This is a genomic window from Comamonas composti DSM 21721 (genome assembly GCF_000429845.1).
Taxonomy (GTDB): Bacteria; Pseudomonadota; Gammaproteobacteria; order Burkholderiales; family Burkholderiaceae_C; genus Comamonas; species Comamonas composti.
Genome location: NZ_KE386971.1, coordinates 184172 through 197907, shown reverse-complemented (window position 1 = coordinate 197907; position 13736 = coordinate 184172). Strand labels below are relative to the sequence as shown.

14 protein-coding genes are annotated in these 13736 nt (G+C 65.9%); 5 read left to right on the top strand and 9 right to left on the bottom strand.

The features are described from left to right. Positions 1-19: 19 nt before the first annotated feature. The 4 genes from G486_RS0117860 to G486_RS0117845 all read right to left on the bottom strand — a co-directional run bounded on the left by G486_RS0117860 (position 20) and on the right by G486_RS0117845 (position 4333). Positions 20-298: a septum formation initiator family protein gene (locus G486_RS0117860; protein WP_027016750.1), complete on the bottom strand. Its 279-nt coding sequence runs from the start codon at positions 296-298 to the stop codon at positions 20-22. A 57-nt stretch (positions 299-355) separates the two neighbouring features. Beyond that, entirely contained in the window at positions 356-1642 is a 1287-nt protein-coding gene (gene eno, locus G486_RS0117855) for a phosphopyruvate hydratase (protein ID WP_027016749.1), read from the bottom strand. Positions 1643-1788: 146 nt separating this feature from the next. Next, positions 1789-2646, bottom strand: coding sequence for a 3-deoxy-8-phosphooctulonate synthase (kdsA, locus tag G486_RS0117850; protein ID WP_027016748.1), 858 nt, complete (start codon positions 2644-2646; stop codon positions 1789-1791). A gap of 28 nt (positions 2647-2674) precedes the next feature. Continuing rightward, positions 2675-4333: a CTP synthase gene (locus G486_RS0117845; protein ID WP_027016747.1), complete on the bottom strand. Its 1659-nt coding sequence runs from the start codon at positions 4331-4333 to the stop codon at positions 2675-2677. 104 nt (positions 4334-4437) lie between these two features. On the opposite strand from G486_RS0117845, the gene coaBC reads away from it, so the two are divergent. The 4 genes from coaBC to G486_RS0117825 all read left to right on the top strand — a co-directional run bounded on the left by coaBC (position 4438) and on the right by G486_RS0117825 (position 8122). Then, positions 4438-5658 carry a bifunctional phosphopantothenoylcysteine decarboxylase/phosphopantothenate--cysteine ligase CoaBC gene (coaBC, locus tag G486_RS0117840; protein ID WP_027016746.1) on the top strand — a complete coding sequence of 407 codons (1221 nt, stop codon included), beginning with the start codon at positions 4438-4440 and terminating at the stop codon, positions 5656-5658. A gap of 27 nt (positions 5659-5685) precedes the next feature. Next, positions 5686-6270: a hypothetical protein gene (locus tag G486_RS23180; RefSeq protein ID WP_027016745.1), complete on the top strand. Its 585-nt coding sequence runs from the start codon at positions 5686-5688 to the stop codon at positions 6268-6270. A 115-nt stretch (positions 6271-6385) separates the two neighbouring features. Then, entirely contained in the window at positions 6386-6835 is a 450-nt protein-coding gene (dut, locus tag G486_RS0117830; protein WP_027016744.1) for a dUTP diphosphatase, read from the top strand. A 516-nt stretch (positions 6836-7351) separates the two neighbouring features. Beyond that, entirely contained in the window at positions 7352-8122 is a 771-nt protein-coding gene (locus G486_RS0117825; RefSeq protein ID WP_245587366.1) for a hypothetical protein, read from the top strand. Between the two features lie 126 nt (positions 8123-8248). Here G486_RS0117825 and G486_RS0117820 read toward each other — a convergent pair whose 3' ends face one another. The 3 genes from G486_RS0117820 to G486_RS0117810 are packed head-to-tail and all read right to left on the bottom strand — an operon-like array spanning position 8249 to position 10712. Then, the gene (locus G486_RS0117820; RefSeq protein WP_027016742.1) at positions 8249-9697 is read right to left on the bottom strand and encodes a sensor histidine kinase; all 1449 of its coding nucleotides are present in this window, start codon (positions 9695-9697) and stop codon (positions 8249-8251) included. Continuing rightward, positions 9694-10368, bottom strand: coding sequence for a response regulator transcription factor (locus G486_RS0117815; RefSeq protein WP_027016741.1), 675 nt, complete (start codon positions 10366-10368; stop codon positions 9694-9696). The genes G486_RS0117820 and G486_RS0117815 overlap by 4 nt, the downstream gene beginning before the upstream one ends. Positions 10369-10370: 2 nt before the next feature. Continuing rightward, positions 10371-10712: a PepSY domain-containing protein gene (locus G486_RS0117810; protein ID WP_051303671.1), complete on the bottom strand. Its 342-nt coding sequence runs from the start codon at positions 10710-10712 to the stop codon at positions 10371-10373. A gap of 188 nt (positions 10713-10900) precedes the next feature. Here G486_RS0117810 and G486_RS0117805 point away from each other — a divergent pair, with 188 nt between their 5' ends. Then, a complete protein-coding gene (locus tag G486_RS0117805) occupies positions 10901-11260 on the top strand; it encodes a PepSY domain-containing protein (RefSeq protein ID WP_027016739.1) in 360 nt (119 codons plus the stop codon). Positions 11261-11302: 42 nt separating this feature from the next. On the opposite strand, the gene G486_RS0117800 is transcribed toward G486_RS0117805, so the two are convergent. Next, positions 11303-11824: an FKBP-type peptidyl-prolyl cis-trans isomerase gene (locus G486_RS0117800; protein WP_027016738.1), complete on the bottom strand. Its 522-nt coding sequence runs from the start codon at positions 11822-11824 to the stop codon at positions 11303-11305. 282 nt (positions 11825-12106) lie between these two features. Continuing rightward, positions 12107-13558 carry an aldehyde dehydrogenase gene (locus G486_RS0117795; RefSeq protein ID WP_027016737.1) on the bottom strand — a complete coding sequence of 484 codons (1452 nt, stop codon included), beginning with the start codon at positions 13556-13558 and terminating at the stop codon, positions 12107-12109. Between the last annotated feature and the right edge of the window lie 178 nt (positions 13559-13736).

The window sequence follows — 13736 nt, the reverse complement described above, 5'->3', positions numbered from 1 at the left end:
GGTTCGAGTCGAGGCAGGCCTATTTCTTCATGATCTGCACATAGATCTCATTGGGCTTGACCATGCCCAGTTCGCTGCGTGCTTTTTCCTCGACCATGGCCAGGCCGTCCTTGAGGTCGTTGACCTCGGAGGCCAGCCTGTCGTTTTCCGCCTTCTCTATGGCATTGGCCGCGTTCTGCTCCTGGATTTGCTGCTGCAGCTCCTTGACATAGGCCACGCTGCCATGGCCGAGCCAGAGCTGGGCATGGACGATGGCGAGCAAGCTCATCAGTACCAGGGGGACAACGCGATTGACCATAGGGGGCGGGCAACAAGGCCTGTGGGTGCAGGCCCTGGATCTTACGTGCCTGTTGCTTTATCGCAGATTGTAGAAGGCTTCGCGGCCGGGGTAGTGGGCGATGTCGCCCAGGTCTTCCTCGATGCGCAGCAACTGGTTGTACTTGGCGATGCGGTCCGAACGGCTCAGGGAGCCGGTCTTGATTTGACCCGCATTCAGGCCCACGGCGATGTCGGCAATCGTCGAGTCTTCGGTTTCGCCCGAGCGGTGCGAGATCACGGCGGTGTAGCCGGCGCGCTTGGCCATCTCGATGGCGGCGAAGGTTTCGGTCAGCGTGCCGATCTGGTTGATCTTGATGAGGATGGAGTTGGCGATCTTCTTGTCGATGCCTTCCTTCAGGATCCTGGTGTTGGTCACGAACAGGTCGTCGCCCACCAGCTGCACCTTGGCGCCCAGGCGCTCGGTCAGGATCTTCCAGCCATCCCAGTCGCCTTCGTGCATGCCGTCTTCGATGGAGATGATCGGGTACTTGTCGCACCAGCCGGCCAGCATGTCGGCCCACTGCGTGGCCGTCAGCGTCATATTGCCTTCGCCGGCCAGCACATACATGCCGTCCTTGTAGAACTCGCTGGCAGCGCAGTCCAGGCCGAGCACGATTTGTTCGCCGGCCTTGTAGCCTGCGGCGTCGATGGCATCCAGGATCAGCTGGATCGCGGCTTCATGGTTCTCCACGGAAGGCGCAAAGCCGCCTTCGTCGCCCACGGCGGTGCTCATGCCCTTGTCGTGAATGATCTTCTTGAGCGCATGGAACACCTCGGCACCCCAGCGCAGGGCTTCGCGGAACGTGGGCGCGCCCACGGGGATGATCATGAATTCCTGCAGGTCCAGGCTGTTGTTGGCGTGGGCGCCGCCGTTGATGACGTTCATCATCGGCACGGGCAACTGCACACCACCCATGCCGCCGAAGTAGCGGTACAGGGGCAGGCCTGCTTCTTCGGCAGCGGCGCGGGCCACGGCCATGGACACGGCCAGCATGGCGTTGGCGCCCAGGCGGCTCTTGTTGTCCGTGCCGTCCAGGTCGATCAGGGTCTTGTCCAGAAAGGCTTGCTCGGAGGCGTCCAGGCCCAGCACGGCTTCGGAGATCTCGGTGTTGATGTGCTCCACGGCCTTGAGCACGCCCTTGCCCAGGTAGCGGCTCTTGTCGCCGTCGCGCAGCTCGATGGCCTCGCGCGAGCCCGTGGAGGCGCCCGAGGGCACGGCCGCGCGGCCCATGACACCCGATTCCAGCAGCACGTCGCACTCGACGGTGGGGTTGCCGCGGCTGTCCAGCACTTCGCGGCCAACGATATCAACAATTGCACTCATGGCATCTCCTTTGAGGTTTTTGAAGTCGGTTTGAGGCGGGCAAATCCGCCAGGCATTGGGGCGCTTCGGCACATGGCTGCCGGGCAGGCGGAAAAGTCCGCCACGGCATCCACGCCCGAAGGCTTGCGCACGCTAGGGGCCCGGGATCAGGCCTCGAAATGGTTTTCCAGAAAACCGTTCTTCTTGGTCACGGCATCCAGGGCCACCAGGGTTTCGAGCAAGGCCTTCATGTGCTTGAGCGGCACGGCATTGGGGCCGTCGCTCATGGCATTGCAGGGATCGGGGTGGGTTTCCATGAACAGGCCGGCCACGCCCACGGCCACGGCCGCACGCGAGAGCACGGGCACCATCTCGCGCATGCCGCCGCTGCTCGTGCCCTGGCCGCCGGGAAGCTGCACGCTGTGCGTGGCATCGAACACCACGGGCGAGCCCGTTTCACGCATGATGGCCAGCGAGCGCATATCGCTCACCAGGTTGTTGTAGCCAAAGCTGGCGCCGCGCTCGCAGGCCATGAAACGGTCCTCGGACAGGCCGGCTTCGCGGGCTGCGGCGCGGGCCTTGTCCATGACATTCTTCATGTCATGCGGCGCGAGGAATTGCCCCTTCTTGATGTTCACGGGCAGACCGGACTGGGCCACGGCGTTGATGAAGTCGGTCTGGCGGCACAGAAAGGCCGGCGTCTGCAGCACGTCCACGACCTGGGCCACGGCCGGGATCTCGGCCTCGCTGTGCACGTCGGTGAGCACGGGCACGCCGATTTCCTTTTTGACCTTGGCCAGGATTTCCAGGCCCTTTTCCATGCCCGGGCCGCGAAAGCTCGCGCCCGAGCTGCGGTTGGCCTTGTCGTAGCTGCTCTTGAAGATGAAGGGAATGCCCAGGGAGGCGGTGATTTCCTTGAGCTGGCCCGCCACGTCCATCTGCAGCTGCTCGGACTCGACCACGCAAGGGCCGGCGATCAGGAAGAAGCGTTGGTCCAGGCCGATGTCAAAGCCGCAGAGTTTCATGGTGCTTGCCTATCTTTGGTGAGGTCGTTCAGGCCTTGGTGGCCGGCTTCTGGTGCGCGATCGCAGCCTTGATGAAGGCGTTGAACAGCGGGTGGCCGTCCCAGGGCGTGGATTTGAATTCGGGGTGGAATTGCACGCCGATGAACCAGGGGTGGGCCGCCTTGGGCAGCTCGACGATTTCGGTCAGTTGCTCGCGCTGGGTCAGGGCCGAGATCACGAGGCCTGCCTCGCGCAGCTGGTCCAGGTACTGGACATTGGCTTCGTAGCGATGGCGGTGGCGCTCGGTGACCACATCGCCATAGATTTCGTGGGCCAGCGTGCCGGGCGAGACATCCGAGGACTGGGCGCCCAGGCGCATAGTGCCACCCAGGTCCGAGCTTTCGTCGCGCGTCTTGATCGTGCCGTCCGCATCCTTCCACTCGGTGATCAGGGCGATCACGGGGTTGGGCGTGTGCGGATCGAACTCGGTGGAGTTGGCGCCCTGGAGGCCGGCCACATGGCGGGCGTATTCGATGGTGGCCACTTGCATGCCCAGGCAGATGCCCAGATAGGGCACCTTGTTCTCACGGGCGAACTTGGCGGTGGAGATCTTGCCTTCCACGCCGCGTGAGCCGAAACCGCCGGGCACCAGGATGGCGTCGTACGGGGCCAGCTGTTCCCTGGCATTGGCGTCGCTGATGGTTTCCGAGTCCACGTGGGTGATCTTCACGCGCACATGGCTTTGCATGCCGGCGTGCTTGAGCGCTTCGTTGACCGACTTGTAGGCGTCGGACAGCTCGACATACTTGCCCACCATGGCCACCTTGACTTCGCCCTGGGGGTTCTCGGTCTCGTGCACCAGGGAGTCCCAGCGCTTGAGGCTGGTGGGTGGTGTGTTCAGGCGCAGTTTGTCGCAGATCAGGCCGTCCAGGCCCTGCTCGTGCAGCATGCGTGGCACCTTGTAGATGGTGTCCACGTCCCACATGGAGATCACGCCCCATTCGGGCACGTTGGTGAACAGCGAGATCTTCTCGCGCTCCTCGTCAGGCACCTTGTGTTGGGCGCGGCATAGCAGGGCGTCAGGCTGGATGCCGATCTCGCGCAGCTTTTGCACCGTGTGCTGGGTGGGCTTGGTCTTGAGCTCGCCGGCCGTGGCAATCCAGGGCAGATAGGTCAGGTGCACAAAGGCCGAGTTGTTGGGGCCGAGCTTGAGTGCCAGCTGGCGCACGGCCTCCAGAAAGGGCAGGGACTCGATGTCACCCACGGTGCCGCCGACTTCGCAGATCGCCACATCGACGGCGTCCGGCGTGCCGATGCCGGCGCCGCGCTTGATGTACTCCTGGATTTCGTTGGTCACATGGGGGATGACCTGCACCGTCTTGCCCAGGTAGTCGCCACGGCGCTCCTTCTCCAGCACGGACTGGTAGATGCGGCCCGTGGTGAAGTTGTTGGACTGCTTCATGCGGGTTTCGATGAAGCGCTCGTAGTGGCCCAGGTCCAGGTCGGTCTCGGCACCGTCGTCGGTCACGAACACTTCGCCGTGCTGGAATGGCGACATGGTGCCGGGGTCCACGTTGATATAGGGGTCCAGCTTGATGAGGGTGACTTTGAGGCCGCGCGATTCGAGGATCGCAGCAAGGGAGGCTGAGGCGATTCCCTTGCCCAGGGAAGACACCACACCGCCGGTGACGAAGACGAACTTGGTCATGTCTTTTATTGGTGGTGGGAAATTCGGATTATAGGGGGCACCCCGATGGGTGCTTGCCGTGGCGCGGCTATCACCTTGGGGCCAGTCTGATAAATTCACCGCCCATGACACAGCTTGCTGGAAAACACATCGTGCTGGGCCTCTCCGGGGGCGTGGCCTGCTACAAGTCGGCCCATTTGTGCCGTCTGCTGACCAAGGCCGGGGCCACCGTGCAGGTGGTGATGACCGGGGCGGCCGAGCAATTCATCACGCCGGTGACCATGCAGGCCCTGTCCGGGCGCACGGTCTACGGCTCGCAGTGGGATGCGCGCGAGCCCAACAACATGCCGCACATCAACCTCAGCCGCGAGGCCGATGCCATGCTGATCGCGCCCTGCAGCGCGGACTTCATTGCGCGCCTGGTCCAGGGCCGGGCCGACGAGCTGCTCAGCCTGATGTGCCTGGCCCGGCCCATGGAGCGCATACCGCTGCTGCTGGCCCCGGCCATGAACCGCGAGATGTGGGCCCACCCGGCCACGCAGCGCAATCTGGCCCAGGTCCAGGCCGATGGCGCGCAGGTGCTGGGCGTGGGCGTGGGCGACCAGGCCTGCGGCGAAACCGGCGACGGCCGCATGCTGGAGCCCGAGGAGATCATGCAGGAGCTTGCGGCCTTTTTCACGCCCGGGCATCTGGCCGGGCGCCGCCTGCTGATCACGGCCGGCCCCACCTTCGAGGCCATAGATCCGGTGCGCGGCATCACCAACCATTCCAGCGGCAAGATGGGCTTTGCGATTGCTCGCGCCGCACGCGAGGCCGGCGCCGAGGTGACCCTGGTCGCAGGGCCCGTGCACCTGGCCACGCCGCGCGGCGTGAAACGCATCGACGTGCAGTCGGCGCGCCAGATGTTCGATGCCGTGCAGCGCCAGGCCGACGAGGCCGACGTGTTCGTGGCCACGGCGGCCGTGGCCGACTGGCGGCCTGCGAGTGCGGCCGAGCAAAAGCTCAAGAAGGACGGCTCGGGCCAGGTGCCGGCGCTGGCCTTCGTCGAGAACCCCGACATCCTCGCGGCCGTGGCCCAGTCGCCGCGTGCGCAAAGCGGGGCTCTTTACTGCGTGGGCTTTGCGGCCGAAAGCCATGACCTGCTGCAGCATGCAAGCGCCAAGCGTCTGCGCAAGAAGGTGCCCTTGCTGGTCGGGAATATCGGGCCTGCTACCTTTGGCCAGGACGACAACGCCTTGCTGCTCATCGATGACCAGGGCAGCAGGGAGTTGCCACGCGCCTCCAAGGACGAACTCGCGCGTCAGCTCGTGATCGAGCTTGCGCATCGGCTGCCCGCCGCGCGCTGATGCGGCACGCAGCAAGGAAACCAGCCCATGCAGACCCAGACCTATGACGGCCCGCGCAATGGCGACTATGTGCGCTATGTGGACCAGTTGCTGAGCGCCAGCCCCAGCTACCGCAGCTATCGCGCAAGTGTTGCCCTGGCCACGGGCCAGACCTTGAGCAAGGCCGGGCGCAAGCATGCCGATGTCCAGGGAACGCCGGGTGCGCCGGGCGCACTCACGCCAGGAGGCCAGAGCCCGTCCCTGGCGCAGCGCCTGCGCGATCAGCTGCGGGCCGCTGCCGAAAAGGCCCAGGCCGAGATCCAGCGTGCGCGCGAGGCCGCCGAGGCCGGGCAGGGCAGCAGCCGCGCCGGGACGGCCGGCCCGGCGCAGCCGCAGTCCGCCCAGGGCCATGCGGGGAGCCGGCCTGCGGACAAGGAACAGGACCAGGGAAAGAAGAACGCCTGGCTGTTTCCCATCATCTTTGCGGTCGTGCTCTCGATGATCTTCCCGGCCCTGGCGCCCTTCATCATTGCCATTACCGTGATCAATGCAATTCGCAAGGGGATGGGCAAGGGCTTGAAGGATGCCAGGCAAGACACGAAGCAGGGCGCCGGGCAGCAGCCGCGTCGCTGAGATGGCGCGGATGGCACGGCACAATGCGCGTTTTGTGATTCCAAACGCAGGCCTGCATGCCGGCCGGTGCCGCGACACCGGGGCAGCAAGGCTTGCCGCTCATTAAGCCATTGCCATGAATGTAGATATCAAGATCCTGGATGCGCGTCTGCGCGAGAACATGCCCGCCTACGCCACGCCGGGCAGCGCGGGCCTGGATTTGCGCGCCTGCCTGGAGGCGCCGCTCACGCTCGAACCCGGCCAGTGGCAGCTCGTGCCCACGGGCATGGCCATGTACATCAAGGACCCGGGCTACGCGGCCATGATCCTGCCGCGCTCGGGCATGGGCCACAAGCACGGCATCGTGCTCGGCAATCTCGTGGGCCTCATCGATTCGGACTACCAGGGCCAGCTCATGGTCAGCGCCTGGAACCGCTCGGACACGGCGTTCACGCTGCAGCCCATGGATCGTCTGGCCCAGCTCGTCATCGTGCCCGTGGTCCAGCCCAGCTTCAACGTGGTCGAGGAGTTCGAGGCGGCTTCCGAGCGCGGCGAAGGCGGCTACGGATCGACCGGGAAACAGTGACCGGGCTTGCGCAGGCCGGGGGCGCGCGCAGCTTGGACGCAGTGATGGGTATTAATTTTGATAGCTGCTAGCGCTTGACCTGTATTGATTTTGGATGGTTTTATTTGGATTTTGATACAGGGTAAGCGCTGCTAGCTCTATTTTCAATAGCAAAATCTCAAGGCTTCCATGGCAGGAACCGGCAAGCGTGCTTAGAACGTGTTTACGATCTCCTCGGTGCCGCGCCAGTGTCTTTGCGGGATGGGATACAAGGCGCGATACCGCAGCAATAGCCGTGCTATTGCGAGGATTCGCAACGCTGTAGACCGCCCGCAAAGGCACTGTCCCCAAGGGTTGGAGCGAAATCGGGCGATTTCTTCGCGCTGGCCCTTGCTTGCACCCCGGTGCAAGCTGCGGCCCATCGCCTTGAACTCATCCCGATTGCGCTCCAACGCGGCAGCGTAGAGATCGTAAACACGTTCTTACAAGAAAAGCCTGACGGCCTGGACCCGTGTGCAGTTCATGCAGGAGGTCCATATGCGCCGCCGGCTGCAGCAGCGCCACTGGCTGCGTCTGCATGCGCTGATGACGGGCACTCTGAGCCTGGGTCTGATGCTGTTCTTGAGCCATGCCCTGCTGCATGCGGGTGTGCACAGCATGGCGCTGCGCTACGGGCTGGCGCTGGGCGGCGGCTATGTGCTTTATCTGCTGCTGGTGAGGCTGTGGGCCGGCTGCATGCTGAGCCGCGACTGGACGGGTGACCTTTCCGTGGATTCGGGCAGCGGCTCGGGCGGTTCATCGCCCTCAAGCGCTTCGGCAGCCCGTCTGGAAAGCGGCGAGGGCGGCTCTTTTGGTGGCGGCGGCGCCAGCGGTCAATGGGATGGTGCTGCCTCTGGCGAGGCTTTGCAGGAGCCGCCCAGTCTGGCCGACCTTTCCTCATCCCCAGGCTTTGAACTGCCCGGGCTGGATGCGGTGGACTTCGACCTGGAAGGCGTCGTGCTGGTGCCTGTGCTGCTGCTGTTTGCGGGCCTGCTGGTGCTGGCCACGGGCGCGGGCTCGCTGCTGTGGCTGGTCCTGGGCTCGGAGCTGTTTCTGGCCGTGGCCGTGGAAGTCGCTTTTGCGTTGCTCATGGCGCGCACCCTGTACGTGGTGGAGCGCGAAGGCTGGCTGCTGGCCGCCCTGCGCCTGAGCTACAAACCCATGCTGGGCGTCCTGGTTGCCGCAGTGATGCTTGGCGCCCTGGCCGACTGGCTGCTCCCCGGGGCCGACACCCTGGCCCAGGTCTTCAAGGTCTTGCGAGGTGGGTGAGATCCGCTGTCCATGGCGCTGCGCGTGAAACTGGCGCGGTCCAAGCCTGGGATGCCGAGCAAGGGCCGCCCCTGATGCTTCGGCATCGTCCCCTCCGCTTGCGAGACAGGGAGGACGCGAAGCGGCTCAGGGCGTGTTTGGGTTCCCCGGAAGATGTACGCGCATCTGCAGCCCGCCCAAAGGCGAATCCCCGGCCTGCACGCTGCCGCCATAGGTCTGCACCAGGTCGCGCACGATGTCCAGGCCCAGGCCTGCGCCGGGGCGGCGCTCGTCCAGGCGCTGGCCGCGCGCAAAAATGCGCTCCTGCTGGTCTGCGGGGATGCCCGGGCCGTCGTCGTCCACGGTGATCTGCAGCTGCCCATGCTCCGGGCCCGGGTCGGCGCTGAGCCGCACTTCATGGCGGGCCCACTTGCCCGCGTTGTCGAGCAGGTTGCCGAGGATTTCCTGCAGATCCTGGGCATCGCCCAGAAAGCTCCAGTCCAGGGCCTGGCCTTGCAGGCTGAAGGCAATGCCGCGCCCGGCATGCAGCTTGCCCATGGTGCGCACCAGGGCCGCCAGCGGGGGCTCTATGGGCGTGCGCAGACCCGTGGCCTGGCGTGCGGCCGCGCGTGCGCGCGCCAGGTGGTGATCCACCTGGCGGCTGGCGCTGGCCACCTGCTCGCGCACCAGCTCGGCCAGAGCGCCGTTGTCGCGTGCAGCGGCATTGCCCAGAATGGTCAGCGGCGTATTCACCGCATGCGCCAGATTGCCGGCCTGGGTGCGGGCGCGCTCCACCATGTCGGCATTCACGTCCAGCACATGGTTGAACTCCTGCACCAGCGGCTCAAGCTCCTGCGGAAAGCGTCCCTGCAGCCGGGGAGAGGCGCCGCCGCGCACATCGGCCAGGCTGCGGCGCAACTGCTCCAGCGGGCGCAGCGCCAATCGCAGCTGCAGCAGCACGGCCACCATCAGGCCTGCGGCCAGCGTGCCCAGGGCGGCAGCCAGCATCTTGGTGAAGCGCTGCAGGGGCTCGGCCATGAGAGCGCTGTCGGCGGCAACCATGATGCGCAGTGGCGGGGCATCGTCCTCGGGCAGCTGCAGCCGCCGGGCCACGAGAACCAGGGCCTGGTCGCGGGCCGGGCCGATCGAGCCGCTGGCCAGTTGCGTGCCCGTGGCGCGGCCTTCTTTGAAGGACTGGTGCTCGAAGCGGCTCCAGTCCAGGGTCTGGTCCCATAGCGAGCGCGAGCGCAGCAGCCCGGCCTGGGCCGTGCTGTCGTCCTCGTTGAGGCGGTCTATCTGCCAGTACAGGCCTGACAGCGGCTGGGACAGCTGGGGATTGGTGGGCTCGGCGCCGAGCTCGATGCGTGCACCGGGCAGGCTGTTGACGCTGGCGCTGAGCAGGTCCAGCTGCAGCATGAGCTGGGCCTGCAACTGCTGGGTCACGTGCTCGCGGAACAGCCCGCGCAGGCCCCAGCCTGCGACCAGCACGGCCAGCAGCACCCAGGCCAGCGTGCCCGCGACCAGGCGCAGGCGCAGCGAGTCGCCCAGGCGCGCTGCACTGCGCGGGGCCTTGTTGCCGGCCTGGGGCGGGCTCATGTCGCAAGCTCGCTGCTGTCCACGAGCTTGTAGCCCAGGCCGCGCACAGTCTCTATGCTGCCCGGAGGCAGCTTTTTGCGCAGCCGGCCCACGAACACCTCGATGGTGTTGGAGTCGCGGTCGCTGTCCTGCTGGTAGATGTGCTCGGACAGCTCGCTGCGCGAGACCACCTGGCCTGCGCGCTGCATGAGCTGGGCCAGCACCTTGAACTCATGGCTGGTCAGGCTCAGCATCAGGCCGTGCACGCTGACCGTGGCCTGGCGCGAATCGAGCATGATGGGGCCGCACTGCCAGTGCGCGCTGGCATGGGGGCTGTTGCGGCGCAACTGGGCGCGCAGCCGGGCCATGAGCTCTTCCATGTGAAACGGCTTGGCCAGGTAGTCGTCTGCGCCCGCATCCATGCCTGCGACCTTTTCATGCCAGGCGCCGCGCGCCGTGAGAATGAGCACGGGCATGACGCGGCCCTGCTCGCGCCAGGCGCGCAGCACGGACAGGCCGTCGCGCACGGGCAGGCCCAGGTCCAGCACCACGGCATCGAACTCCTCGACCTCGCCCAGGTACTGGGCCGTGGCGCCGTCGCTGGCGGTCTCCACGGTATGGCCGGCCTGCTCCATGGCCTGTACCAGCTGGGCGCAGAGCGTGGCTTCGTCCTCGACCACCAGGATGCGCATGCTCAGTCCTTTCTCTTGAGCTTGAGCACGCGACCGTCGCGGGCATCGACCTCGAGCTTGATCACGCGACCGCCGGCCTGGAGCAGGCGTATCTCGTAGATGAAGATGCCGTCGTCGTGCTCGAACTCGACCTTGATGGCCTGGCCCTGGTATTCGCGCTCGACGCGGTCGAGCACGCTGCGCAGCGGCAGCACCTGGCCTTTTTCCAGGGCCTGGCGCGCGAGCTCATGATCGCTGTCCGCCCTCAGCGGCGGGCTGGAGAGCGACAGCGCCGCAAACAGCAGCGCGGAGGCGGCCAGCCACAGCGGCTGGCGGCGGGTCAGGTGCGGGGAGTGTGTGGGCATGGCGTTTTCCGGCAGACGAAGACGGTCACAGGTATAGCAAATGCAGCATGAACGCAGGCTGAACAAAGGCTTCAGACTGCGTTCATGCATGGTTTTGAACAATGGCTTCACGTTGATGGTGCAGAGGGCGCCGCAGCGTCAAGACCAGGGCGAGAAGCCCGCAGTTCAACCTGAATAGGAGAAGTTCCATGCAAAGCATTCGTCCCCTGTCTTCCCGCATTGTTCGTTACGTCGGCTCGGCCCTGGGTGTGGCCGTGATTGCGGGCGCCGGCTTCATCGCCTATGCCCAGGCCACGGAGAGCACCGGCAGCGTCGCGACCCAGGCCTCGACGGCCACGGCTGCGGTGCGCAGCGTCTTTCAAGGGCCCAGCCTGAACATGGGCGAGATCTACCAGCGCGTCGAAAACCAGGGCTATAGCGAGGTGCGGGAGATCGAGTGGGATGACGGCCTCTACAAGGTCAAGGCACGCAATGCCGAGGGCCATCCGATCAAGCTCTATGTGGACGGCCACAACGGCAAGATCCTGAGCCAGCGCCTGCGCGACTGATGTGTCTTAGGCATGGCTGCAGGGCGCGGGCCGGGGCCTGGCTCAGTGCAGGCTCTCGCTGCCCGGTGCCATGGGCTGGATGCGGAAAAATCCCGTGCCCACGGTGCCGCGGCCGATCTCCTCTTCGGTGGCCTCGCGCACGCCCTCGATCTTCAGGTGCAGGCGCAGCGCAATGCCGGCCAGAGGGTGGTTGCCGTCCAGCACCACATGCTCGGGATAGATTTCGGTGACGGTGTAGAGCAGGTCGGGCGGCACGGCGCTGCAGCCCTTGGGCAGGGCGCTGGCCTCGAAGCTCATGCCCTCTTCGAGCTCGGCCGGGAACAGCGCACGCGGCTCCAGAAAGATCAGGCCTTCGTCATAGTCGCCAAAGGCTTCCTCGGGCTCCAGGTGCAGGTCCAGGGCCTTGCCCATGCCAAAGCCCTGCAAGGCCTGCTCTATGCGCTGCAGCAGGTCATCGCCGCCGACTAGGAATTCCACGGGTTCGTCGAGCACATCCAGCTCTTCGCCCAGGGTGTCTTTCAGGGTCCAGGTCAGCGCGACCACGCATTGTTCGGTGATTTCCATGGTGTTCGGGGGATTGAGGCCATGGGCGCACAAGCCTGGCAAGAGCCGGCGCAGGCGCCACGGTCCGGGATTTCAATGTCCGGCATTGTCCCACGCCCATGAAGTCAGACCCGGCTGCGCGGTGGGTCTTGCCGGCCAGGCCTTGCATTTCCGAGGACCTGTCCCCCGGGCTGGAAAGGAGCTGTCCTGGCTTCTCAGGAGCAGCAATTGCTGCAAGATTTTCTGCAGCGCCTGGCCCGGGGCGATGGCTGCGGACCGGGGGCTCAGAACGTGTTTACGTTCTCAGAACGGGTAGTGGCGTGCCTCGGTCTGGATCGTGATCCAGCGCGTTTCGGTGAAGGCGTCGATGCCGGCCTGGCCGCCGAAGTGGCCGTAGCCCGAGTTCTTCACGCCGCCGAAAGGCATTTGCGCTTCGTCATGCACCGTGGGGCCGTTGACGTGGCAGATGCCGGCCTCGATGCGCGCGGCCACGCGCCAGCCGCGCGCGGCATCGCGGGTATAGACGGCGGAGGACAGGCCGAACTCGTTGTCGTTGGCCATGGCAATCGCCTGCTCCTCACCGCGCACGCGCACGATGGCCTTGACCGGGGCAAAGGTCTCCTCGCGGAAGATGCGCATCTCGGGCGTGACGCCGTCGATCAGCGTGGCCGGCATCAGCGTGTCCGTGGCCTTGCCGCCGCACAGCAGGCGCGCGCCCTTGGCCAGCGCATCGTCGATGAGCGTGTTGACGCGCTGCACGGTGCTCATGTCCACCACCGAGCCCAGCACCACCGGGCCCTTGCGCGGATCGCCCAGGGGCAGGCTGGTGGCGCGCGCCGTGAGCTTGGCCAGAAACTCCTCGGCCACGGCCTCGTCCACGATGATGCGCTCGGTGGACATGCAGATCTGGCCCGAGTTCGCAAATGCGCCAAAGGTGCAGCCGGCCACGGCAGCGTCGATGTCGGCATCGTCGAGCACCAGGAACGGGGCCTTGCCGCCGAGCTCCAGGATGGCGGGCTTGAGGTATTTGGCGCAGGTCTGGCCGATGATGCGGCCCACGCGCGTGGAGCCCGTGAAGTTCACGCGGCGCACGGCGGGGTGGGCGACCATGGCCTCGACCACGGCGGCCGCATCGGCGGGCGCATTGGTCACGAAGTTGACCACGCCGGGCGGCAGGCCGCCTTCCTGCAAGGCCTCGATGATGAGGCCGTGGGTGGCGGGGCACAGCTCCGAGCCCTTGAGGACCACGGTGTTGCCGCAGGCCAGGGGCGTGGCGATGGCGCGCGTGGCCAGGATCACGGGCGCATTCCAGGGCGCCATGCCCAGCACCACGCCCGCGGGCTGGCGCACGGCCATGGCCATGCTGCCGGGCACGTCCGAGGGAATCAGCTGGCCGTTGATCTGCGTGGTCAGCGAGGCGGCCTCCAGGAACATGTTCGCGGCCAGATGCACGTTGAAACCCGCCCAGATGCCCGAGGCGCCGGTCTCGGCGGCCATGGCGGCCGCGAACGCATCGGCCTTGGCGGCCAGGGCCTGGGAGGCCTTCATGAGCATCTGGCGGCGCTCGGTGGGGCCCAGGGCCGACCATGCGGGAAATGCGGCCTGGGCCGCCTCGACCGCACGCACCGCATCTTCGGGCGTGGCTGCCGGTGCGCGCGTGGCCACCGAGCCATCCAGCGGGTTCTTGCGCTCGAAGCTGGCGCCGTTGCTGGCCTGGGCCGCCTGGCCGCCGATGAGCATGGTTTGTTCGATCATGGATTCTCCTTGGGGGAATAAGGCCGGCCTCGGGTTGGGCCGGCGTGCGTTGATGATGGGGGATGCCTGCGGATTGCTATTTAAAAAGAAGCTGCTAGCGCTTGATGTATGGACATTTCAAGCTTAAATAGTGTTGAAATCCATGTGCAAAAGGTGGTAGGTGCTCTTGTTTTTGCTG